At 37.5% G+C, this 23,231-nt stretch carries 25 protein-coding genes and 1 tRNA gene; 6 read left to right on the forward strand and 20 right to left on the reverse strand.

Features of this window, described 5'->3' with window-relative positions; all coding sequences use genetic code 11:
* Nucleotides 1-30: 30 nt before the first annotated feature.
* From AC4D4B_RS08655 to AC4D4B_RS08680, 6 genes are all read right to left on the reverse strand, one after another.
* A complete protein-coding gene (locus AC4D4B_RS08655; RefSeq protein ID WP_490999675.1) occupies nucleotides 31-1,800 on the reverse strand; it encodes an ABC transporter ATP-binding protein in 1,770 nt (589 codons plus the stop codon).
* Nucleotides 1,801-1,816: 16 nt separating this feature from the next.
* Nucleotides 1,817-2,965: a nucleotidyltransferase domain-containing protein gene (locus AC4D4B_RS08660; RefSeq protein ID WP_490999676.1), complete on the reverse strand. Its 1,149-nt coding sequence runs from the start codon at nucleotides 2,963-2,965 to the stop codon at nucleotides 1,817-1,819.
* The gene (locus AC4D4B_RS08665) at nucleotides 2,965-3,435 is read right to left on the reverse strand and encodes a lasso peptide biosynthesis B2 protein (protein ID WP_490995347.1); all 471 of its coding nucleotides are present in this window, start codon (nucleotides 3,433-3,435) and stop codon (nucleotides 2,965-2,967) included. Before AC4D4B_RS08665 ends, AC4D4B_RS08660 begins: the two co-directional genes overlap by 1 nt.
* Before the next feature lie 27 nt (nucleotides 3,436-3,462).
* A complete protein-coding gene (locus AC4D4B_RS08670; RefSeq protein WP_490999677.1) occupies nucleotides 3,463-3,747 on the reverse strand; it encodes a lasso peptide biosynthesis PqqD family chaperone in 285 nt (94 codons plus the stop codon).
* Complete coding sequence (locus tag AC4D4B_RS08675; RefSeq protein WP_490999678.1) at nucleotides 3,744-4,685, reverse strand: aldolase; 942 nt, start codon at nucleotides 4,683-4,685, stop codon at nucleotides 3,744-3,746. Before AC4D4B_RS08675 ends, AC4D4B_RS08670 begins: the two co-directional genes overlap by 4 nt.
* Before the next feature lie 67 nt (nucleotides 4,686-4,752).
* Nucleotides 4,753-4,848 (reverse strand): paeninodin family lasso peptide, encoded by a 96-nt coding sequence (locus AC4D4B_RS08680; protein ID WP_490999679.1) that lies wholly within the window; start codon nucleotides 4,846-4,848, stop codon nucleotides 4,753-4,755.
* Nucleotides 4,849-5,376: 528 nt separating this feature from the next.
* On the opposite strand from AC4D4B_RS08680, the gene AC4D4B_RS08685 reads away from it, so the two are divergent.
* Nucleotides 5,377-5,449: transfer RNA gene (locus AC4D4B_RS08685), tRNA-Val, on the forward strand.
* 139 nt (nucleotides 5,450-5,588) lie between these two features.
* On the opposite strand, the gene AC4D4B_RS08690 is transcribed toward AC4D4B_RS08685, so the two are convergent.
* Nucleotides 5,589-5,990, reverse strand: a complete 402-nt coding sequence (locus AC4D4B_RS08690) for a stage III sporulation protein AH (protein ID WP_490999680.1) — start codon at nucleotides 5,988-5,990, stop codon at nucleotides 5,589-5,591.
* 349 nt (nucleotides 5,991-6,339) lie between these two features.
* On the opposite strand from AC4D4B_RS08690, the gene AC4D4B_RS08695 reads away from it, so the two are divergent.
* On the forward strand, nucleotides 6,340-6,945 hold the full coding sequence (locus tag AC4D4B_RS08695; protein WP_490999681.1) for a hypothetical protein: 606 nt from the start codon (nucleotides 6,340-6,342) through the stop codon (nucleotides 6,943-6,945).
* Between the two features lie 92 nt (nucleotides 6,946-7,037).
* Here AC4D4B_RS08695 and ulaA read toward each other — a convergent pair whose 3' ends face one another.
* The 6 genes from ulaA to AC4D4B_RS08725 form a co-directional block, all read right to left on the reverse strand.
* A complete protein-coding gene (gene ulaA / locus AC4D4B_RS08700; RefSeq protein ID WP_490995353.1) occupies nucleotides 7,038-8,294 on the reverse strand; it encodes a PTS ascorbate transporter subunit IIC in 1,257 nt (418 codons plus the stop codon).
* Nucleotide 8,295: 1 nt separating this feature from the next.
* Nucleotides 8,296-8,571 carry a PTS sugar transporter subunit IIB gene (locus AC4D4B_RS08705; protein WP_490995354.1) on the reverse strand — a complete coding sequence of 92 codons (276 nt, stop codon included), beginning with the start codon at nucleotides 8,569-8,571 and terminating at the stop codon, nucleotides 8,296-8,298.
* Nucleotides 8,572-8,579: 8 nt separating this feature from the next.
* The gene (locus AC4D4B_RS08710) at nucleotides 8,580-9,029 is read right to left on the reverse strand and encodes a PTS sugar transporter subunit IIA (protein WP_490999682.1); all 450 of its coding nucleotides are present in this window, start codon (nucleotides 9,027-9,029) and stop codon (nucleotides 8,580-8,582) included.
* A gap of 301 nt (nucleotides 9,030-9,330) precedes the next feature.
* Entirely contained in the window at nucleotides 9,331-9,765 is a 435-nt protein-coding gene (locus AC4D4B_RS08715; protein ID WP_066101231.1) for a nucleoside 2-deoxyribosyltransferase, read from the reverse strand.
* 339 nt (nucleotides 9,766-10,104) lie between these two features.
* Nucleotides 10,105-10,656: a hypothetical protein gene (locus tag AC4D4B_RS08720; RefSeq protein WP_490999683.1), complete on the reverse strand. Its 552-nt coding sequence runs from the start codon at nucleotides 10,654-10,656 to the stop codon at nucleotides 10,105-10,107.
* A gap of 64 nt (nucleotides 10,657-10,720) precedes the next feature.
* Nucleotides 10,721-11,548 (reverse strand): Imm26 family immunity protein, encoded by an 828-nt coding sequence (locus AC4D4B_RS08725; RefSeq protein WP_490999684.1) that lies wholly within the window; start codon nucleotides 11,546-11,548, stop codon nucleotides 10,721-10,723.
* A 513-nt stretch (nucleotides 11,549-12,061) separates the two neighbouring features.
* Between AC4D4B_RS08725 and AC4D4B_RS08730 the strand changes: the two genes are divergently transcribed.
* Both AC4D4B_RS08730 and AC4D4B_RS08735 read left to right on the forward strand, forming a co-directional pair.
* Nucleotides 12,062-13,690, forward strand: a complete 1,629-nt coding sequence (locus tag AC4D4B_RS08730; protein WP_490999685.1) for an FAD-binding protein — start codon at nucleotides 12,062-12,064, stop codon at nucleotides 13,688-13,690.
* Between the two features lie 82 nt (nucleotides 13,691-13,772).
* Nucleotides 13,773-14,225, forward strand: a complete 453-nt coding sequence (locus AC4D4B_RS08735; RefSeq protein WP_490995360.1) for an SRPBCC family protein — start codon at nucleotides 13,773-13,775, stop codon at nucleotides 14,223-14,225.
* Between the two features lie 334 nt (nucleotides 14,226-14,559).
* On the opposite strand, the gene AC4D4B_RS08740 is transcribed toward AC4D4B_RS08735, so the two are convergent.
* Complete coding sequence (locus tag AC4D4B_RS08740; protein ID WP_490999686.1) at nucleotides 14,560-15,186, reverse strand: TetR/AcrR family transcriptional regulator; 627 nt, start codon at nucleotides 15,184-15,186, stop codon at nucleotides 14,560-14,562.
* Nucleotides 15,187-15,416: 230 nt separating this feature from the next.
* On the opposite strand from AC4D4B_RS08740, the gene AC4D4B_RS08745 reads away from it, so the two are divergent.
* A complete protein-coding gene (locus AC4D4B_RS08745; protein ID WP_490999687.1) occupies nucleotides 15,417-16,007 on the forward strand; it encodes a hypothetical protein in 591 nt (196 codons plus the stop codon).
* 371 nt (nucleotides 16,008-16,378) lie between these two features.
* On the opposite strand, the gene AC4D4B_RS08750 is transcribed toward AC4D4B_RS08745, so the two are convergent.
* Genes AC4D4B_RS08750 through AC4D4B_RS08770 form a run of 5 tightly spaced genes read right to left on the reverse strand, consistent with a single transcriptional unit; the run spans nucleotide 16,379 to nucleotide 20,947 of the window.
* Entirely contained in the window at nucleotides 16,379-17,140 is a 762-nt protein-coding gene (locus AC4D4B_RS08750) for an ATP-binding cassette domain-containing protein (RefSeq protein ID WP_490995675.1), read from the reverse strand.
* A gap of 26 nt (nucleotides 17,141-17,166) precedes the next feature.
* Nucleotides 17,167-17,934 carry an ABC transporter permease subunit gene (locus AC4D4B_RS08755; protein WP_490995363.1) on the reverse strand — a complete coding sequence of 256 codons (768 nt, stop codon included), beginning with the start codon at nucleotides 17,932-17,934 and terminating at the stop codon, nucleotides 17,167-17,169.
* A 15-nt stretch (nucleotides 17,935-17,949) separates the two neighbouring features.
* Nucleotides 17,950-18,924, reverse strand: coding sequence for an aliphatic sulfonate ABC transporter substrate-binding protein (locus AC4D4B_RS08760; RefSeq protein WP_490995364.1), 975 nt, complete (start codon nucleotides 18,922-18,924; stop codon nucleotides 17,950-17,952).
* A gap of 23 nt (nucleotides 18,925-18,947) precedes the next feature.
* Entirely contained in the window at nucleotides 18,948-19,757 is an 810-nt protein-coding gene (locus AC4D4B_RS08765) for a VOC family protein (RefSeq protein WP_490999688.1), read from the reverse strand.
* An 11-nt stretch (nucleotides 19,758-19,768) separates the two neighbouring features.
* A complete protein-coding gene (locus tag AC4D4B_RS08770; RefSeq protein ID WP_490999689.1) occupies nucleotides 19,769-20,947 on the reverse strand; it encodes a M20 metallopeptidase family protein in 1,179 nt (392 codons plus the stop codon).
* Nucleotides 20,948-21,191: 244 nt separating this feature from the next.
* On the opposite strand from AC4D4B_RS08770, the gene AC4D4B_RS08775 reads away from it, so the two are divergent.
* Nucleotides 21,192-22,460: a hypothetical protein gene (locus AC4D4B_RS08775; RefSeq protein WP_490999690.1), complete on the forward strand. Its 1,269-nt coding sequence runs from the start codon at nucleotides 21,192-21,194 to the stop codon at nucleotides 22,458-22,460.
* A 188-nt stretch (nucleotides 22,461-22,648) separates the two neighbouring features.
* Here AC4D4B_RS08775 and AC4D4B_RS08780 read toward each other — a convergent pair whose 3' ends face one another.
* On the reverse strand, nucleotides 22,649-23,164 hold the full coding sequence (locus tag AC4D4B_RS08780; RefSeq protein WP_490999691.1) for a CueP family metal-binding protein: 516 nt from the start codon (nucleotides 23,162-23,164) through the stop codon (nucleotides 22,649-22,651).
* Between the last annotated feature and the right edge of the window lie 67 nt (nucleotides 23,165-23,231).

Genomic DNA, 23,231 nt, shown 5'->3' on the forward strand with positions numbered 1-23,231 from the left:
ATACTCCTCCTACAATTCCAGAAAAATGCTTTAAGAGCCAAGCAAATGGCTGAATACTCCTTTCTTTTCAGCGGCAAGCTGCTTGTATCGCCCGGTCTGAACAATCCTTCCTTCATCAAGAACTAGTACTTGATCTGCATTGCGGATTGTTGACAGCCTATGGGCAATAATGATGATGGTCATCTTACCCTTTAATCGATCGAGCGCATCCTGGATTTTGGATTCATTTTCTTGATCCAGTGCACTTGTTGCTTCATCCAAAATGAGTACAGATGGTTTTCTAAGAATCGCTCTTGCCAACACAAGCCTTTGCCTTTCTCCACCAGAGAGACGAACTCCCCGATCTCCTATTAATGTATCCAGTCCATTCGGCAATTTACGAACAAACTGAGAGGCTGCAGCAAATTCAAGCGCTTCCCATAAATCCTCCTCTTTTGCTTCTGGACAAATTAACATAAAATTATCCCGGATACTTCCATTAAACAGGAATGGGTCCTGTGGGACATAGCTGATGTTTTGCCTGAATAAGTATCTGTTCTCTTCATTTACTTCAATATCACCAATAAAAATTTTGCCTTCATTTGCTATTAATAGACCCATTAACAAATCTATTAATGTACTTTTGCCAGCCCCGGATCGTCCGACAATGGCTGTCGTAGATTGAAACGGGATCGTGAGATTGATATTTTTTAATGCATAGGTCTCCGATTCTGCCTGATAGCGATAGGAGACATTTTGACAAGTAAGATCCCCTTCAATATGAAAGAACTTCCCTTGTTCTGCAGGGGATTCACTGGAAGACCGACTATCCTCCATCAGCTTTATTAATGAGTCAAAGGCAGGAAGGGCTGATGCAATTTGTTCCATACTATACTGAATCGCTGTAAACCTTGGCCATAATCTTGAAAAAATTAAAACAATCACTAGCAATTCTTCAGGTGCAGAATGAAACAGATTAAGAGATAAATAGATAAAAAGGGCAACTAGCAAAGCCTGTGAGGATTTATAAAAAAATTGAGATTGTGCCTGTACATTTGCATTCTGCATGCGTTCATGTGTATATCGGTCATTGAAATCGCTTAGCCAGTTATTCATCGTATGTTCCAATGAATTACTTTTAATTTCCTTCATACCATTCAAATGATCGGATATCGCACCATAATAGGATCTGGCGACTTCTGTTGTCTGATTTCCAATTGCTTCTGACTTTTTAATATATCTTCTCGAAAACAGACCCAACACGGCCCCGCAGCATAATACGAAAAATGTAATTTCAGGAGACAACCACAATGCAATTCCAATTTGAATAATCGTAAAAACGACAGAGGTAGCCAGAAGTAAAAACTGACTGATGCCCACGCTCACCCTGTTCAATTCATCCGTTAAGCTGTTCAATAAATCAGAACGTCGCTTCTTCAAAAAAAACAACCAGTCAGCCCAAAGCAAGGACTGATATATTTTTGATCTCATATGATTGGTATATCCCACGTAGATCATTCTGTTTTGAATCGTTAATTTCTTTTGAATCCAGTTCTGTCCTGTAATAATTAGTACGTATATAACTAAAATAATCGCCAATCCAATGAAGACAGGAATCTCATCAACAACTGAAAATAGTTCACTAAAGGGCAATGACTTGCCTGATTGGCCAAGCATGCCGCTCATCTCAATGATCGGAATGAGCAGAAGAATACCAATGCTTTCTATAAAACTAACCATTACCATACCAAGTAAATTCACATATAAAATTTTACCTGAATACGTTCTTAATTCTTGGATAAATATCCATAATGATTTCACCCGTGATCTCCCCTAACTAAACGAGCTGCCTCCACATCCACAAAAACGGTCGCAGCGGAAAATATAAGAAATGAAGCGATTTTGGCAATGGCAATGTCTTGGCATCATCAATACAAGGATACAGCGCTCCGTAAAATCGAAAGGCCTTTTGCCTTCTCGTCATAATAGATTGATAGTAGTCATCAGCCCTTTTGCGAAACCGCCTCGAAAGTCTATCATCATGAATATCAATCTCGTTTATGATTAAAAACAGGGCATCTTCAGCCAACCGATACGACCGCTCCGTCACATGGCCGTAAAGCGGAAGCTTCGTGTCTAACAATTCTTCTGCCAACAATCCAACCTGACCAGCGATATGTGAAACCTGATAGCGTTGCTTCATCTTTTTAATCAATCGCCAATCTGTGATTTGCTTCGACAGATCAGCCAGATCAATCAGCCAGCGTAACCGGAACCAACCGTGCCGGGCTCCATGTATCAATAAAAATAAGTAGAGATCTTCTGTACCAAGTAAATACGTTGGTTTTTTTGTCAAAGTACTGGCTTGCTTCCGATTCCATAATTGATCAAAGCTTGGCTCTTTTGCTCCGCCCGGATGCAGCTTCCAATGAAGCTCTACCTTTTGTAAAGTATCGGGATGCATATATTCCACATGATGGTTTTTCCATTTCCAATCCCCTAAAACAGAACGTTTATATTCATCTCTTTCATATCCTCTTTCGATCAGAATGGCATCTGCCTTTTTAAAATCCTTAAGGGAAATTAACACATCAAGGTCATTGGAAGTACGCATTGTTAAATTCCCATAGAGCTGATGTGCAAGCGCAGGCCCCTTCAGAAACAAGCAACGAATCTCCTGTTTTTGAAAACAATCTGATAAATGTTCCATTTCTGCACTCATTTTCATCATTTGAAAGGTATTCTGTTGATAAAGGCCTCTAAGCTTCGCCAGTATTTCCCGAGGAATTTCCTTACCGAACCCATCATTTAATTTTATATAAATAATCGGAAACAATCGGTGCTGTTTCACAACCTCCAGAAATACATACCAATTGATTGAACTGTTTAATAAAATTTTTACGGAGTCCCTATCATTTTTAATCAAGGCGAGCATTAGGTTCAGCTCTTTGGAAAAACCGGTCATGTGCAAAGGTTGTCTATCCATCATTTTTCCTCCTTCTGATCCCCCATTCTTTTCGCGAAGGTTCCCACTACTGTGTATCCTTCCTTCCCATTGGCCCCAGTTACAAAATATAATCCACTCCGCAGCCAGGCATGAGCCTTCATCTTTCCATCCTTATCTCTTGCTGTTGCCATATAAAGAGTACTTTCAATACCGCGCCGCTCCAGCATTCTCATTCCTGCAATCGCCATAACAAGACATTTACTTTCCCAAAACGTATATCTGCTCATCGTCTCCAAGCTTTTGGACACTGACTCCAGGATTTCAGCATGGGCTGGCACATAGGTTAATGGTGTCTCTTCCATTTTTCTGCCCAATTTAGGCGCAATTTTTGAAAAGGGCAAACTCTTTTGTATCCTGGCTACTCCTAAGGAACAATAAGCTTCTACATACATCATGAAGGTTTTACTATCTAAGGACAGTAAGGTTCGAGCTTTCTGAATGAGGTTCATAAACAAAACTCCTTAGGAAGTAATGATTTAGTCAATTAATTCTTCTTTTTTCAACATATCCAGGAATGAACGAACCTGACTTTCACATTCTTCAGGGCTAACGTCATACTCTTCTGTTAACCGATCCACAAGCTCGTTGATTGACTTAGGTTCATTCATCAGTTCCCAGATTAAGCCTCCAACTTCACCGAGATTGTAATATTTACCATTACGGACACTTAGCATCACTTTCTCCCCGTCCATATCACTGACTACATTGCCATCCTTTTGGACATATTTCCTGGCGTCAATCATTTCTGTTGGCTTGCTCATTGTTTACTCCCCTTCCCCGTTTCGGTTACCTCTTTAATTATTTTGACTAAATCATGAACCGTAAATGTTGAAATTGGTCGCTTCAGCTGATAGATTGCCAGTTGATTACTTAATTCAGCGGAACGCCTGAAATGCCAATCCATTAAGCCAAGCGGTTTCAAAAAAAGATTACGATACGTGTGCTTATACAAGGTATGAAGACGTTCCAGCCCTTTAACCGGAGTAATGCCAATCGTATTCGTATCAACTGGCAACAGTTCAATGACCCCTGCGAGCGGAACAGATTTTTGTAGAAAACTTTTCCCTACAGGTACTGAAAATTTCGTTTCTCTTCCATATAAAGGTTGATAATTCGAGGATTTCATTCCAAAATGATCCAATGATTCCTGCCATAGCTTTTGAGATGGATAGGATGGAATGACCATGGGTCGATCCCCGGTAAAACATATTGGAATAACATCATCACTTAACAGTTTATATCCCTGATTCATGAAGGCTGAAGCAAGTGTTGATTTTCCGGCACCTGACTCGCCAACAATGGCATACGCTTCACCATCCAATACGATGGCACTTCCATGGAAAGGCAACAATTGATGCTGCATCAGAATAACTCCCATGCATGTCCCCAATACATAGAGCCTAATTTCATCTTCATCTGAATCAAGATGTGGTGAAATGCTGATTGTTTTACCAGAATCAACCGCAAAGATGGCTACCTGATCAATTTCAAATAAAACACGATTGTCTTGAACCCAGTATCCTTTTTCTTTTTCCTGAGCACAGTTCCATTCATCTGCTAAATGTTCATATTTTATGACGATATCTAATGGAGATTTTGATTCTTCAATCTGAATTAACTCTGGCAGCTTCATCTCACTTGAGATTGTAAATCCAAACGCTTGGTACACCATCTGTTTCAATGCCTGAACCAACTTCATCACTCCAATTTTTAAAAAAGCCCTTATACGATAAATTTGTATAAGGGCTTTTTCCTTTTCTGTACAATCAGCTTCCTTTTTTACCGCCGTATACTTCTCCACCATCAAAAGTCATTTTTACATCAAGAACCTCAAGATTTGGTGTTTGCCATTCTTTTTTCATTCCTTCACCCCCTTATGTATATGTTCTTTATTTAGAACAACAAGAGCAAAACAGGGCCCATGTCATCCTTATATTGTATTGAATTACATCTCTATGTGACAGATATAATCCAAATTACAATCTGTTCTTTCAAACTTCTCCATATAATTCATAGATCAATAGTCATGAGTTCTTTATAAAGAACTAATGTATACTAAAAATATCATCTTTAGTAAATTCTGTCAAACGAATTAACAGAAAAATTTTATAATTTTTAATAAATACAAAAAATACCAACCGAATGACAAAATTTGCGTTCATAATCAGCAATTACTAGACAGATCTTGGTGATGATTATTACAGACTTTAATCTGGAGGTTCTCTGATGAGATTCATGAGGATTAAGTGTGGATAGAGGTTAAGTTCCTCCCCTAAATTTAAAGGATCACTTTGTGTCCCTATATGGAAGAAAGATCCTGCAACAAAAATTCATCTTGACTTTAACTGACTTACCCTTTATATTAAATATTGTTAATTATATAGTATTGTGATTCCGTAGCTCAGCTGGGAGAGCACCACCTTGACAGGGTGGGGGTCGCTGGTTCGAACCCAGTCGGGATCATACACTTTAGGAAGGCTTAAGCCCAATGGCATCAGGGGTTTGAGCCTTTTTTTGTTTTCCGGTTAGACTCATCCCCTTGTAAATAGCTAAGTGCCTTCGTTAGGCTCTGCTAAAGAAGTAAAGTATTTTTTCATGGACATCAATCTTCTTCTATTTCATAAGTTAAACCTTTAATTGCATTGATTTTGGCTATTTCATTTTTATCAGATGTCATTATATAGCACTCTGATTCATGAGAATTAGTTGCTAGCCAGTCCTCTCCTTCTTTAAAAAATGATAAATCTTCTGGTAAGTTAGGGAAAACCCAACCAAATAAAGAATTGGATAGTTCCAAAACTGTTTTTTTAGCATGTTCATCTGTGGAAAAATAGTATACTTTTGCAGTTTGATTATCTCCTAAAATGTTACTCGCCCATTCAGATTGCTCTTTCATAAGCTTAAATGATGGATCAAACTTTCGTAGAATGGGGTCAAATTTAGATAAGTCTCCCATATCCTTTCTAAGAACTAAATGAAACTCAACACATATATCAAAAGCCAATTCAATAAGCTCAAGGTATGTTTTTCCAGACGGATCCTTTGTAATTTTAAATATAGATATTACCCCACATTATTTTTTGAGTAGAAGAATGTTCCTAACCCCTTTCCCCATTCATTTAACCACATATTTACATTAAATTTCACTACTTCTCTATAATTCCTAACTAGTTAGTTGCACCGGCGATTCTCTTAAAGAATCAGTCTATTAGTAATATTTTGTCTCTATACAAAACAATTAAACAGAAGGTAAAGTTAATATATAACCTTTCTTTTTTGATACATACTTATAAAACAAATTTCCAATATAGCTGCGATCCTATTTAAAACCTATAGGAAAGAAGGAATGAAAGATGGAGAAGCTAGAAGTGGTAGTGGAAATGAAAGAGGGAAATCTGATCCACCTCTATGCCAATAAAGTATACGATACATTAGGAGACGCCTATTACGGTGATATATTTACGACAAAAAGTGAATTGTTGAAGCATTATCCAGATTGCGAAGTGATGAGTGGATATGGGTTAGCAGACCCTCAAACCGGCTGTTTAATTTCAGGGATAAATGATTGGTTTGATACGATTGAAGAAGCGGTGACTACACTCCAAGCATTACATCACAAACAAGAGCTGGATGCTTTATATGAGGCAATAGCAAGCTATTACAGCCTGCTCAAATCAAACACTAATTTAGCAAGAGTAATAGATGAACTGGACAATCGTGATACAACATCATTCCCCGAAAAAGTAATTTCATTATATATGATTACAGGATTTGCGAATGATTGGTTTCCAGATAAAATCGCAGAAGATAAACGGCAAGAGGTCAAGAATGTACTAGACCAAGCTTATGCTAAATGCTCAAACATCGTTATGGCACACCAACGGGCAAAAAAAGCGCTAGTGATGATTACAGCAACAGAATACCTGTTACAACGCAAGACTTTTCATTCTAAACCTTAAAGAAAGCAACTACAAATTATAATGTAGTTGCTTTTTTTCGTTTCATCTCATATTCCCTTCTTCTGCATTTCGAAGGTTTCTATAATTTTCATTTACATAAGTAGTTTCATTAAATAACCTAAGAAAATACCCACAATCGCGAAATCGGTATCGCCAAATGTTGTACCTTCAAAACCTAAGTCTCCTAACACCGGTAATAATAATGCTGGCAGGAAGCTGATTAGAATACCGTTAACAAATGCACCTAACATAGCTCCTCTTCTTCCGCCGGTAGCGTTTCCGAATACACCAGCTGTTGCTCCGCAGAAGAAGTGTGGAACTAGACCGGGAACAATTACTGTCAAGCCAAATAGCGGAAGTAAAAACATACTGATAATACCTCCGAGAAAGCTAAAAATAAAACCGATAATGACTGCATTAGGGGCGAAAGGGAAAACCACTGGTACATCTAATGCCGGTTTAGCATAAGGCACAACTTTGTCCGCTACCCCTTTGAAGGCAGGAATGATTTCCGCTAATAATAATCGAACACCCGCTAAAATAATATAAACACCTGCAGCAAACGTGATTGCTTGGATAATGCAAAACACAATAAAGTTTTGACCGCCGCTTAACTCATTTTCAATATAAGCTGGACCAGCAGCAATCGCAACGATAAAGAACATAACTAACATAGTTAAAGAGATTGCGACGGATGTATCTCTAAGGAATCCTAAACTTCTTGGTACTCGTATCGCTTCTGTTGACTGTGCTCTATTCCCCGCTCCTTTACCTACCATTCCAGCAACCCAATATCCGAATGAACCAAAGTGACCGATTGCAATCTCATCATTACCTGTAATCCTTCTAACAAATGGCTGTAGAAGGGCTGGACTTAAAACCATTAATAATCCTAGAATAATAGAGCCAATTATAATTAATCCTGCTCCATCCAGTCCGCCTGTTGATAATACGACTGCTAACAAACAGGCCATAAACATAATATGGTGTCCTGTTAAGAATATATATTTAAAAGGAGTGAAGCGAGCTAAGAGGATATTAACAATCATACCTAACAGCATGATTAGAGCTGTTTCCATACCAAAAGCATTTTGAGCCATCGCCACGATCGCTTCGTTGTTCGGGATAACACCATCAATATCGAAGCCCTTCTCAAGCATCTTCCCAAAAAAATTGAGTGAACCCGTTATGACAGCTGCTCCAGCACCAATAATCAGGAAGCCCATAATTGTCTTCAATGTTCCAGATACAACCTCAGTAGCTGGTCTTTTCTGCAGTAATAAACCGATCAGAGCAAATAATCCAACCAAAATCGCTGGGGTGCTTAATATATCTACAATCAAATCCATTTTATATTTCCTCCAGGTGTTTTTCTAAAACAGCTTTGATTTCTTCGACGTTGAATAAATTCATGAGCGGAATGACTTTTCTGCCGTTTCCCTCTAACTGTTCCATGATTTCAGGTGAACCAATATAGTAATCTACTGTCTCCGCCCTGGCGGATGTTAAATCGGTATGCCCTACCTCTGCCTCCCTGTTCATTTCACGCAAAGCTTTCTTTACATTCATTTCTGCAATAAAACTGCTTCCTAACCCGTTTCCACAGACAACTAATATTTTCATCATGCTGCCTCCTATTGTATAAATGAAAATAATTGCTTTAAAAATTCATCCTTGGATTTGGAATGGATCAGTTGATTCACATTCGTTTCATCACCTAAGACAGCTGCCAATTCAGATAGTGCTTCCAAATGTGAGTGCTCATCCACTGCTGCCAGTACAATGATTAGCTGAACCTTATGATGCTCTTTATCCGAAAACCATACGGGTTCTTTCATGACAAGAATGCTTAATCCTATCTGTTTAACACCAAATTCAGGTCTTGCATGAGGCAAAGCAATGTTTGGGCCAAGTACATAATAAGGACCTAGTTCCTTCGTAGTACTGATTATTTTATCTACATACGTCTGTTCAATAGAATCATTTTCTATCAAAGGAGCAGCCGCTAATCGAATAGCTTCTTCCCATGTTTTCAAATGATCCTTAAACTGGATTAGCTGTGTATTTAGAATCTGATTTAACAAGACCCACCCTCTCTCTAAACTTTTCTTCATTTATAATTCATTCATATAAATCTACTTGTAGATTTATTCCCTCTATCTTTTTGAAATTTATTTTTAGGACATCATGTTAATACTCCATATTAATCATCTACTTCCTGAAAATTAACGATAATGCAGACATAAGTTTCATCTTGTTCTTTCAAATGTCTTGGGAAAATAGCGAATGATATTTTTGCTTCATAAATAAAAAAAGCCAGTCTTAGACCAGCTTTTATTTAAATGATATTCATATTATTAATAGTTTACTACTTAGCAAAAATGCTTATTCTACTTCTCCTTCAAAACGAATCAATGGGCAAGTAGTCCAATCATAGTTCTGCACTTCTTCCCACGTTTTAAAATAAGCTTGCAATGATTCTGTGATCATTAAGTTGCAATATTCTTCTTTCTCGTGGAAGACAAAGATAGGTTTACCAATTGAATAAGCTAACCCAATCTCAAACATTGTCCCAGAATCCGTTTCATCATATATCGCGAAAATGAGATCTGCATCTTTTACATGGTCTACATCATTCTTAAAAACTACATCTCTCCAAGGCTGTGTATTGTACACATATTCCTTAAATTGATGCTCTCTTGGACTAAATACGTCAAAGCCCATATTTCTCAGAACTTCTTCTGCTTTGGAAAGTCGCTGTGCCTGATTATCGTTAAACCAACCACTTGCTAAATAAATCTTCTTGCCTTTTAAATTCATATTGTCCTCCACAATACTTAATATATTAACAGAGGAATTATATTTGAATATGAATTAAATAACAAGCACAGGCTCAATAAATTTAAATATTTTTACAAGATTGGCGTCCGTTGTGTATAGATGATTAGATATAACGGGTTAGTTCATCCCAAATACTTAATAATTTTGGTTTGATTATACCTACAGCATAAGTATTTTAGGATAATCTTTTGCAGTTCCATTGAACTTACTCAACCCAAATTGTTCTTGTGCTTTATTTTCCAAAGCGACTATGGTTTGATCAAAGGGATGATTAGTTAATTGAGTGATAATCCCTTCATTTGTAACTGATTTTACTTTTTACCAGGGAAATTCATAAAGTGAACCTCCATTATTCAAGTATTCTACAAAGACCTGAGAAAAGTAATTAAGCCAAAAGACACCTGGAATTCTTTCTTTCAATGTCCCAGTAATATGCTGCCTTTCCTCTGCTCTATCTTCAGTTACATAGCCATAGATAGCATCGAAGCCATCCACTAACTCTTCAAATAATTGAAATATATCATCCTTTATTTGATTAAATACTTTTTTATTCAAATAAATAGTTAGGTAGTTTAAACTTAATTCTGTCGGATGCACCCACCAATGAGTATCAAACCAATATCCTTTACCCTTCCCTAACATACCGCCTGATTTTCCAATCATTTTATCAGCTGTTATGTCATATATTCCAGGTTCTTCCTTCGCCCACATGTCAATGGCCTCTTCAATTGAAAAAGGCTTTTTGACCGGTTCAAATAAACCGATTTTCTCTATATTCAACCCATTTTTGTTCATTAAATCAAAAAAATTATTGGCATATTTCTCTGATCCAATGTGCTTAACTGAATATATGTCTATAAAAACCCCCACTGTCCCACCTCATTTACTTATCTACTATCTAAGCTTATATAAATTGAATTTCGCACTGCTTGGATTATGATTCATCCCACCCATTCTCTTTTCGATAAATCTGTCTTTCTATTGCTGATAACACCTTAGCAGTTAAAGGTCGTTTAACGGCTGGCAACAGGATTTTGTCATGATAATCCTCATCAGCAAAGACGTTCCATGGCGTGATTCCGTAGAATGCGTTCGCTAAATCCTCAAGGACACCGCTTGTAAAGTTCATGGCACCTCTACATTCGGAACCGTTAAATTCTTCAGGAACTTCCTCCTTTTGAATTCTTACACTCCTATTTCCCAGTACCCTCCAATTGTGATTATCTAATGAAGTCGGCGTTAGTGAGAGTATCGAAATAAAGGGATTAATTATAATTTCTTCTAAGCTTGGAGCTTCGGAGTGGTTTAAATCAAATAACCCACAAACTGGGTGTGTATAGCTTTTCCATACTACCTGCCCAAAAGCATATGTACCATTATCTAAAGGGATTTGAAATATGTCTCCCACTTTCCATTTTTGTTTCTTTGGTCTTTTATGTGAAAGTAATTGATGTTTGGCCGCACTTTTTTCTTCCTCGGATAAAGTAACATCAGTAAGTTCATTTATGATGATTGCTATTTCCAGCATCAATTCTGCATGAGAAGTTCGCACTGTAACTGCACTTGATTCATAATCAAATTCAATACGCTTGTAAATCTTGGGTTCAACCTTCTCTCTTACTGTCTTACGGAGGAGTTTTGCTGCCTCATTATTTGTTTCCACTTTAAACAATTCAGCTAAATCCTCATCAATAAAGAAATACGAAATAGATGCATCCGGTAAAAATATTTCTATTTTCCCTAGCTTACAATTTTCAGTCATTATATTTCATTTCCCCTTTAGGAACTGCTATTTTAACAAGTAGGCTGATGATAAGAATACAGTTCCTTAATTATCGATAAAAACCTATTATGATAAATTCGGCAAATTCTCTCCTTTCACCTGTCAGACGACAATATTTCGCAGTTTTAATTTCTTTAAATCTCTAGAAAAAACAAAAAGGCTCCTTAACTCGATTGGAGTCAGACGCCTTAAATTTCCCAAGTATTTAGATAGCATATAATCCGCTTCTTATTCATTTCAGGCCCCCTATCCTTATCATTTAAAATTTCACCTATTCACCATTTAAACAACCTTAGTTCATGGTTATACCACTTACCCTTTTAACATTCCTTCTATCATATAACCAAAAAGATATATTTCATGGCATCCCAATATATGTCTTATTCTAATTATTTTCACAAATTGGACAAATAACTTGAAATAATTAGAATTATCGGTGATAATCAATTTATTGATAGTGTCACTATCAAAAATGGCAAAGGGGATGATTTTTTGTCTAGTAAAATACCTACTAATTGGGACAAAGAAGTAGATGTAATAGTTTTAGGGACTGGTGGCGCCGCTTTGACAGCTGCTGTGGCCGCTTCTGAAAGCGGTTCCAAGATTCTTGTGTTAGAAAAGACCCATCAAATCGGTGGAACAACTGCTTTTTCAGGTGGAGTTCCTTGGATTCCACTTAATCATTATATGAAAGAAAAAGGGTATGAAGATAATCGTGAAGATGCTATAAATTTCATAAAACGCTTAGCACTTGGCCGAGCAGATGATTCTATGATTGAAACTTTTGTAGATAAAGGACATGAAATCATTAAGTTTTTGGATGATCATACACCCGTCAAATTTGTTTCTCCAAAATCTTATCCTGAATATTACGCACGTATGGATGAGGCACTAAAACATGGGACACGTTCATTAGACCCAGCTCCATTTGATTTAAATGAGATTGGAGAATGGGGTTCATTAGTTCGTCAAAATCCAATTTTCCCTCCTCTGACATTAGAAGAAGGCGGAGCCGTTGGAGGAATTGACTTCCAGTTAGTGGCTGAGCGTATGCAAAATAATATTGTTACTATGGGTCGTTCATTAGTTGCTTCTTTATTTAAAGCATGCTTGGATCGCGGTGTCGAAACCTTAATAGAAACAGCTGGCAAAGAGCTAATTATGGACGAGGATGGACAAGTAGTTGGAATCGTCGCTGAAACAAAAGATGGTGAAATTCTACGTTTTGCTGCACGCAAAGGAGTCATCCTTGCATCAGGCGGATTTGAATGGAATAAACAATTAGTCAAAGCTTTCTTAAAAGCAGAGTTCACTCATCCAGTCACACCTCCTGGTAACGAAGGAGACGCACTCTTGATGGCTATGAAGGCTGGCGCTGCACTTGAAAATATGAGTGAAGCATGGTGGTATCCAGCAATGGTGGATCCAACATTTGAATATGAAGATAATGTAATGGCGCAGCTTGGTGGTGGCCGTAATGGTCCAAACTCAATCATCGTGAATAAGTACGGACGCCGATTCGTCCATGAAGGAACAACCTATAACGATATGCCAAGAGCTTTCTTTAATTATGATCCAGTAAAAGTAGAGTTTCCAAACAAAGGACCTAACTGGATGATTTTTGACCAACAGCTAAAAGATAGCGAACTCATTATTACAATGGCACCTGGTGACCCTGCACCGGAATGGGTAGATCAAGCTGATTCTATTCGCGAGCTGGCTGAAAAAATTGGTGTGGATCCAGACGGTTTAGAAATGGAGATTCAAAAATGGAACGAATATTGTGAGCAAGGTGAAGACCCTGATTTCCACCGCGGCACGATACAATTTGAAGCCCTTACAAATGGCGGCGGAAGTCCTGAGAAAAATCTAGGCAAAATCGAAAAAGGTCCATTCTACGCATTACCTATCTATTTAGGTGCACTCGGTACGAATGGTGGGCCAAAAATTAATGAAAATGGACAAGTTGTTAACTTTAATGGGGAACCGATTAAAGGTTTATACGCTGCCGGAAATGCTTCAGGAAATCCACTTGGTCCAATTTATCCAAGTGCAGGCGGAACAATCGGGCCTGCTATGGTATTTGGCTTCTTAGCTGGACAGCACGCAGCCAATTCATAATATAAATGGAACAAAAATTTTTTAACTCAATTACGTCAAAAACCATATAAAACAATCATACAGAAACGGGAAGGTGCAGATCATGCCACAAGGAACACATACAGTTGAAGTACCATTAGATATTCATACAATTTGGGAATTTGTTCATGACATGAACAAATGGGCTCCACTTGTTCCAGGATATATCGACCATGAAATTTTAAGTGAACGCCAATCTACTTGGGCTTTCAAGGGTGACTTAGGATTTATGAAAAAGACAGTTAAGCTTCAAATTGATATTAAAGAATGGAATGAACCATCCGAAGTAATTTTTGATCTAAAAGGTTTGTCTGATAACTTTAATGGCGGTGGCTATTTCCGTGCGGAAGTCATTGACGAAAATACAACGAAAATGTCAGGACATCTTGATATCACTGCTGGCGGTATGATGGGTGCAATGGTCAATCAAATATTAACCAAATTTGTTCCCCAGACAGCACAGGAACTAACAGATGCAATTGTGGATAAATTACTGGAAATTAATACAGTAAAATAAACATTTTAGACCGTTTATCTTAAAGAGATAGAAAAAAGACGTAATTACGCGTCTTTTTTCTTATTTTCATAGTTTAGAAATCGTAATAAATATTATCTTCCAATGATTTTAATCACCTGCCTAGAAACTATACAGTTTAAAAAATGATAAAATTTAGCGTTCGATAATAAATAAAACCTTCCTTAATGTTACTCTCAGGCTACCAGCTGATTTCTCTTTTATCCCTATTCCAACGAAAAAAACTCATCATATAATGACGAGTTTTAAAATAAATTATTCCTTATATTATAGTAAAGCTGGTAATGGACCATACATCTCAAAAAAAGAACCCTTATTATTCCCCTTTTTGTAAGTATGATAGAATTATGTCCTTTACTATAATCAAATTTTCCTTTTTAGGAGCAGCGATAAAAACATCCTCTGGTATTAAAGAATATAATGAATATTTCTTTACAGCAGTTCCGAACATATTCATGATCGTACTTATAATCACTTCATTGGTTTGTGAAAGCTGTATGCTTCCATCCTTCTTACCTTCATTAATAATTTTTAAAATGATGCCGCTAATTTTCCCGTAGGCCTTATGTATTTCTTCTAGCAATCCAACTTCAATTTGGATAAATGCAATATAAACTTCGAAAGCTTCCAACAGTTTTGATGATATGCTATTTTCTTCGTTTATATACATAATATAAGCAGTTAGCACGTCATCCATCTTTTCTATACCCGTTTTGTTAGATTCTATAATTTTTTCAAAAATAGGTACCTGTTGTTCTATGACTTCTTTTATAACTTCAATAATTAAATGCTCTTTTTTTGGAAAATAACGAAATAGAGTTGCCACCCCTACACCAGATTCATCCGCAATTTTCTGCATGGTTGTTTTTTCAAAACCATGCTCTGCAAATAATTCTTTAGCAGCTTGAACCATCCTCTTGCGTCTCTCCAATTTTTTATCCATTTCATCACCTACCAAACAATATTATACTACTTTTATTAAAAGAAGGCCGTTAGTAGCAAATCACTTTGAATTAGAATACTCTGTTTTCTCATCAGTTATTCCTTTCACGAACACTCTTATATGAAGCATCTAGCTAAAAATGTTTTAAACAAGCAGTTCCGAAATAGTCGAAAGTGATGAGCAAAACAACCCCTATCTGAATAACGTATTTTCAGAAGGAGGAATATAGCTTGAAAAAACTGATTCTTTTTGCTGGTCTTGTTGGTCTGTTGGTTGCTTGTGGTGAAGAAGAGGTAGTTAAGCCGAAGGGAGAGCCTAAAGAAGAAGTTCCTGCAGCAGTGGAACCTAAAGAGGAAGCTCCCGCAGTAGAGGAGCCTAAAGAAGAACCTAAAGAAGAGGCACCTGCAATTGAGGAACCTAAAGAAGAAACTCCCCCAGCCGTGGAGCCTAAAGAGGAAGCCCCTCCCCCAGTACAAAAGGGGTCCATTGACCCTCAAGTCGCACTGACAATCCTTCAGGACGCTTATCAAGGAATTGCCAAGGTGGAGTACAATGAACAATTAAAAGCCTTCCTTATCTTGCCGACCGATCCGAACTTTATTGTGGAAATGGAAATGATTTTAACCGGTAAAATGTCGAAGGACGACTGGAACTATCTGGCTGACTCAATAGCTAAACTTAGTGGTGAACTGGGACCGGAATACCTTGTGTTCCTGCTTAACCCAGCCAATCCAGACAATTATATCCTCATGGCTGAAAACGGAGTCATCAAATACGATGCACTTAATGAGGATGTAAAGAGTCAGGATAAAGCACTTTAACTATCCAGGACATAACAACAGATTACTGCATAGTAATTGGCATACAGTGCTGGAAGATATACCGAATATACGCACCAGTCAAAAACCTGTTTTTCTGATATTCCACGTTCTAGACTGATTAACCAAGAGAAACAGCAACATACAGCTTCTGGTTTAAGTTACTTTCCAGAGCTTTACATGATGATACAAGATAAGTAGAAGAAGACTCTCCAAACAAAATGATCCCCAAAAGTCAGAATTCAACTCTAACTTTTGGGGAAATCTATATTACAGTAACTAATATAATAGCATTTTTATATTGTTCTACACTTTAGTCGCTTGATTATACGGTTTATCTCTTTAGCACTCAAATTAATTCCCCAAAATATTTCCTACTCCCCCTGCATAATCCGCTGCAGGACCTTATCCTCCAATAACGTTAACTTATTGTCTGTAAATTGTCGCGGTCTAGGTGCATCGACTTTTACATCCATTGATACATAACCATCCTGTATGAGAATGATGCGGTCTGCCAGACGAATGGCTTCTCTTACGTCATGAGTGACGAGTAGAGCAGTAAATCCAGTACGCTGCCAAAGGGTTTCGATTAAGTTTTGCATTTCGAGCCTTGTAAATGCATCAAGAGCGCTTAATGGTTCATCCAGCATAAGTAAAGATGGTTCATGAATAAGAGCACGTGCTAAAGCGACACGTTGTTTTTGTCCTCCTGATAAGGTAGACGGCCATTGATCCTTGAACGATAATAAGCCAACTGCATCCAAGACTTCCTCTGCTTTTACTTGCCAATTCCCATCAAGACCGAGCCCTACATTATCCACAACTTTTTTCCAAGGTAATAATCTTGAATCCTGATACATCATCGTCACATTGGCGGTTGATTGATTGGATGCTACTCCATTAAATAGCAGTTCCCCACTCGTTAAAGTCTCTAGTCCTGCGACAAGTCTTAAAAGCGTACTTTTTCCGCTTCCGCTTTTCCCAATGATGGCTACAAACTCTCCTTTTTCAATGGTTAGCTTTATATTTTTTAATACCTCTTTGTCACCGAATTGCTTGCTAACGTCATTGATTTCAATCTGAATCGCCTGATCATTAACTATATCTTTCTGACTCTCCCACTTTACAGCTGCCAGCTTACTCACTCTTACCACCTCCTTCATCATTTGTTGTAGCTTACATTCCACTTCAGCGCTTTTTTCTCACCTAATTGGGCAATGATATCTGCCAGTTTACCCAGTAACGCATAGATTACAATACTTAAAATAATGATATCCGTTTGCATAAATTCCCTTGCATTCGTTGCTAGATAGCCAATTCCTACTTGTGTTGGAATTGTTTCAGCAACGATTAAGGTTAACCACATTACACCGAGAGCATATCGTAAACCAACGAATATGGAAGGAAGTGCACCGGGCAGAAGAATTTCCTTAAATAATCTCCATCCCTTTAATTTATACATTTTCCCCATTTCAACTAATCCTGGATCTACATTACGAATGCCGTGGAACGTATTGACATAGACAGGGAACAAAACACCTAATACAACCAGAAATATTTTTGCACCTTCATCGATTCCCAACCAAACAATGACAAGCGGCAATAATGCTAAGTGCGGTATATTACGTAGCATTTGAATGCTCGTATCTGTTAAACGGTAGGAGCGGTCTGAAAGGCCATTAAATATACCAAGCGCAAAACCAATTAGTCCTCCAATCACCATTCCAACAACAGCGCGCCCTAAGCTTGCCCCAATATGAGTGACCAATTCACCGCTCGCGAGTAACTCCCATCCACTAATTAATACACTAATAGGGGCAGGAAAAAGGGAAGCATTAACGATTTCTAATCTGGCGACGACTTCCCAGACAATCAGGATAATAACTGGAATAATCCAAGGCTCCATATTCCTAACTATTTTATGATTCATTGTCTTCATTCCTTTTTAGTTGATTGGCATATCTTTAGAAACATCAAGTTCTTTCGGTATCAAACCAATTTCAAAGTATTTATCAGCTTGTTTTTGCTGTGTATCCACAATCTCCTGGGTCAATTTCGTTGCTCCGAAGGTTCGACGATCCAGCTGCTTTTTCACGATCTTTTCGTCAATCCCCAATGCCTTGGACATAATCTTGACTACTTCATCTTTATTTTCATTTGCCCATTTGTCTGATTTATCCGTTGTTTCTAAAATAAGATCAACTAAATCTGAATGCTCTTTCGCAAAGTCTGGTGTTGCATAGTAGAACGTACGATTGGGATATTGATAATCCACATTTTCTGTAAAAGTGATTGTATCTAATTCAACCTCAGCTGCAGCAAAGAATGGGTCATAGGATGCTAATGCATCCACTTTTTTCGTTTCAAAAATGGATCTTCCCTGCGCGGCATCCTCAGGATATACCCATTCCACATCATCAACCGACAGACCGGCCTTTTCAATCGCCAGTACCGCTAAATAATGATGATTACCACCTTTTAAAACTCCAATCTTTTTCCCTTTTAACTGTTCAATAGAAGTAATTCCGGATTCCTTTAAAACCATCAGTCCAACACCTTCAGGATTTGGCGCATCTGCCCCTACATATACAAGTGGTTTGCCGGAGGCTTGAGCAAAGATTCCGGAACCGTCAGCAGCATGTCCATAGTCGATGGCACCAGCATATAATCCTTCTAACAAGGTTCCGCCATGAGTGAACATTTCCCATTTCACCTTGTACCCTTTTTCCTTCAAGGTTTCTTCCAGATAGCCAGATTCTTTTAAAATATGTAGTGTATTCCCTTTTTGATAGCCAATCGTAATCTCTTTATCTCCATTTTTTGAAGCGTTACCTGAACTTTCTTTTCCGCAACCAGTGATGAATAATACACCAACCAGTAATAGAATTCCGATTATATAGTTTGATGTGCGCTTTTTCATAGGTCCCCACCCTTATCTTTCATTTATTTTGAAAATCTATAGATTGCTTTAGAAATTTGGACCTCTTCATCCTGTCCGGCACCGCTAAATTGGACTAAAAATGGCTTTTCTCCTCTTTCATTTAAAATGTCAGATACACGGCCTTCTCCATTCGGGCTAAATAAAACAATATCTCCACCCTTTACATGCAGCCTTTTCCCAGTAGCATTCAATGAAGAATCAAAAAAGGTTTCTCCTTCCTGCAAGTCTAAATAATTAGCCCATTTTTTTGCAGTTTCATCATGCTTTTGAACAGCAAATCCTACATATGATAAATGAATGTCACCTTTTTCATGCTTTGCGATGACAGATCGCTCTATTAAATCGTGCTTGCGTTCTTCGTCTTTTTGATCCCATTCAATAAAGAATGGTAAATCTAGTTTTTCTCCCTGTTTCCCTGCATATAATAGCTTCCAGCTGACCACACTTCCATCGGGTCTTTTTCTACTCATTGGGTGTGGGCCATATACATCCAATCCAAGTTGACGAAACCTCTCCGCAACACTTTCTAAATCATTGGAACGCAGCGCGATTCTTGATAATCCTTCTACGAATTGATCGTTCTTCAATGTTTCCCTTAAGCTATATTTCATATCAGAGGAGGACACTACTGCCTCTTTGTCATAGACACCGATCAATTCTATGTAACTTAAATCAAAATAACTAAGAGAATTATATGTACCTAGACTCTCATGCTTACCGCCTTCAACTGCGTGTAAGCCAACATCGCGAAACTGTTCTATTGCCTCTACTGGACTATTAACAAAGTGAACAAGATGGTCAAATTGAAACATTAATCTTCCCCCTAGTCTGTTACTAAATAATGATTGGCTAATTGTAGAAATATACGGCTTAACTGCAGCAATGCCTTTTCATCAAAATCAAATCGCGGATGATGGTGAGGGTACTGTGTTTCTGCCCGTTCATTATGCGCTCCAACATGGAAGTATGCCCCTGGCCTCTCTTCCAGATAATAAGCAAAATCCTCCGCTCCAAGGACGATGTCTTTTTCAACAAAAGCATCAAAAGAAATCGTTTCTTTCACTAATTTTTCAATTAATAAGGCTTCCTCTTTATGATTGACCAGGACAGGATATCCATGGAGATACTCTAACGAATAATCTATTCTGTCAGCAGCCTTTATCCCATCCAGAATGGCACGAATCTCGGACTCGATTTGTTGACGGACTCCTGAATTCATAGCACGAACAGTTCCTTCCAAAACAGCCGAATCTGCAATGATATTAAAGGCATTTCCTGCATGAAAGCTTCCAACCGTTACAACAGCCGGTTCAACTGGATCAACGCGGCGGCTGACGATCTCCTGCAGATGAGTAACCAACCTGCTCCCAATTGCTACACTATCAATAGTTTGATGCGGTCTTGCACCATGTCCTCCTTTCCCCTGCAAGGTGATTTTAAAAGCGTCAACAGATGCCATGACAGGACCCGGTCTTGTTGCAATCTTCCCCACAGGCAAATCAGTCGCCAGATGCCCACCAAAGATGAAATCCACACCATCCAAAGCACCGTCTTCTATCATAAATTTTGCTCCGCCTGGTGGTTTCTCCTCCGCATGTTGAAATAATAAAACTACTTTCCCTTTTAATTGATTGCGATGATTGTTTAATACTCTCGCTACCGCAAGTAAAGCCGATGTATGTCCATCGTGACCGCAAGCGTGCATGACTCCGTCAACACTTGATTTATACTCAACGTTCTTTTCATCATGGATTGGTAAAGCATCAAAATCAGCTCGAAAGGCAATGGTTTTTCCAGGTTGATTGCCCTCAATAACACCAATCACTCCATTTCCTCCAACCTGTTCCTTCACGTTGATCCCAAAGCTTCGCAGCTTATCTGCAATGAATTTAGCAGTGTGGGACTCCTGAAATGACAATTCCGGATTTTGATGTAAATATCTCCTCCATGAAACCATCTCCTCAAAGTCTTTACTTAATTGGTCATAAAATCGTTCTGTCATTTGAACACCTCAAATACCGCTAAATTTTTTAATCCCGAGTATTTTTATCAAATTAATGATTAAGAATAATCTTACAATTTATCCAAACATTGCGTCAATAGTTAATTCCAACTATTTATCTATGTTTTATATGAATTACTGTCATAACTCATAATTGCAGAACAATTAATATACAACCCAAAGCTCACTCTTCTGTATAATTAGAGTAATATGCGTTTTGTTTATAAAGGGGTAGGTGCAAAATATGAATATAAAAATAAACAAATTAATTGATTCTACAAATATTAAATTTGGTTTGGATAACTATTATCTGAAACGACATTCATTGTCTCGCAAGTTAAATATCTTAAATGAGACGGTATATTTCCTTGAGATGGAGTGGTTTCCTAATCATGCGGAGGAACAAGAGGAAGATGATCTTAACCCTGTGGGTACTGCAGTTATTGAATTAGATCTCAATAGCCTAAAATATGAGAGAGTAATTTTTGTAGGCGATATATCTTTTGCAAATGGTATTAGATTTACTGAAGTTAATAGAGACACCGTTGTAAACTGGATTGAACAAGAAACTGGTTTGTCATATGGGAAGCACTTTAAATTTCATAAAGAAGAAAATGGGGAATTTAACTTTGAAGCATGCTTTGATGATATATATTTATCTCCCTCAGGTCATATTAAAGTAATTACAGATCATAATGGTAACCTCACCCTCTACTCCAAATATGGTCTATTTCCATCCAATGATATGGTAAAGAAAGAAGCATACACACTATCTCTTGAATCAATAGAACACCTTGCATGGAACCAATTAAAGTTACTCAATTTCCCATCCTTTGAATCGGAACAACTCATCCCCGTTTATGGCATGGAAGAAATTTATGTTACTAACGAACAGAAATCTGTCATCCCATTTGATTTCAACAGAGATATGAGACCCTTGGAAATAAATAAATCTATTTATTGGGATGAACCCAGCCTAAAACCATTTGAAAGACAGGAACTTAATTTGAGTTGGGATGTATCATTCGAACAAGCTATATCCAATGAGCAGAGCCCGGATTCATTTCCAATTAGTAAAGCTGAGAAAGAAAATTGTATAGTAGGGGTCACTGAATTTTTGCGCCAGATGTATTCAAATGAATCAGGAAATTGGACATTGAAAACTCTGCACCGTGATCAGGGATACATCCACGCAATATTACGGTTAAATCAAGAAGACACTAAATGTGTTTTTCATAGAAAGCTTATGGTTATTTTTGATGCGAAGAGTTTGCAAGCTATTAATTACGTAGATAATCAACTATTTATTGAACAATTTGACCATTTTTCTTGTTCAGAAGAAGTTTTGATTAATAAAAACGAAGCTTATCAAAAAATTAAAGATCATTTTGAACTGACACCTCGTTATGTCTTTGATTCTCAGCAAAATAAATATATATTATGCGGACTATTAGATTGTCACTATGGTGTACACGCCTCGAGTGGGGATATTATTTCGTTAAATGATTTATAAGCACTGTAACCAAATAGATACCAGCATTATTAAAAAAATCCGCCCATCTTTTCGAACGGGCGGATTTTACTTTTGCTTATAGGGTGGTATCTTTTTATATTAACTGGAATTTTTAGTTGTAGTATCTAATTTATTTACTTTTTTAAATCACTGGATACTAACTCTCAAATATATTTTTGAATAGACACCTATATTAATTGCATTGTAGTAATGCAGGTATTATCGTCCTTAAAGGTGGAAATTGTCGTTTCTGATGTTTTTTCTCCATAGTTAATTCTTACCTGATATGTTTTGTCCCGTGGTAACCATATATCTATAAACCCATTTTCCAAGGAAGTCATCGCTTCATCAATAATGACCTTGCCATCTTCATCTTGAATATATACATTGAAATCCTTATTAACCATTTCCCCCTGGCAGCCTGTTAAACTGTGGATTTCACATGGATGAGTCTCTTTAACATAGGGTGCAATGGAAACAAAAAACTCTTCCTCAGGAAGATCATAAGACTTCTCCTTATCATCCTTTACAATTAATTTATGTGATGTAATGGACGCAGAGACATTCTCAAAACTCCCTGTACTATATTCTTGAACCATTTCCCTTATATCCTGTCCTTCTTCTTTACTTTCCTCTTCCGAATTACATCCCATCAATAAGAAAATGGACCATAATCCTATCATTGCAAATAAAGCTTTCTTCATCTATTTTCAGCTCCTGTACACTATTTCTATACAGGAATATTTTAACATAATAGCAGATTTATATATC

This window comes from Pradoshia sp. Z6_59, from assembly GCF_058267515.1.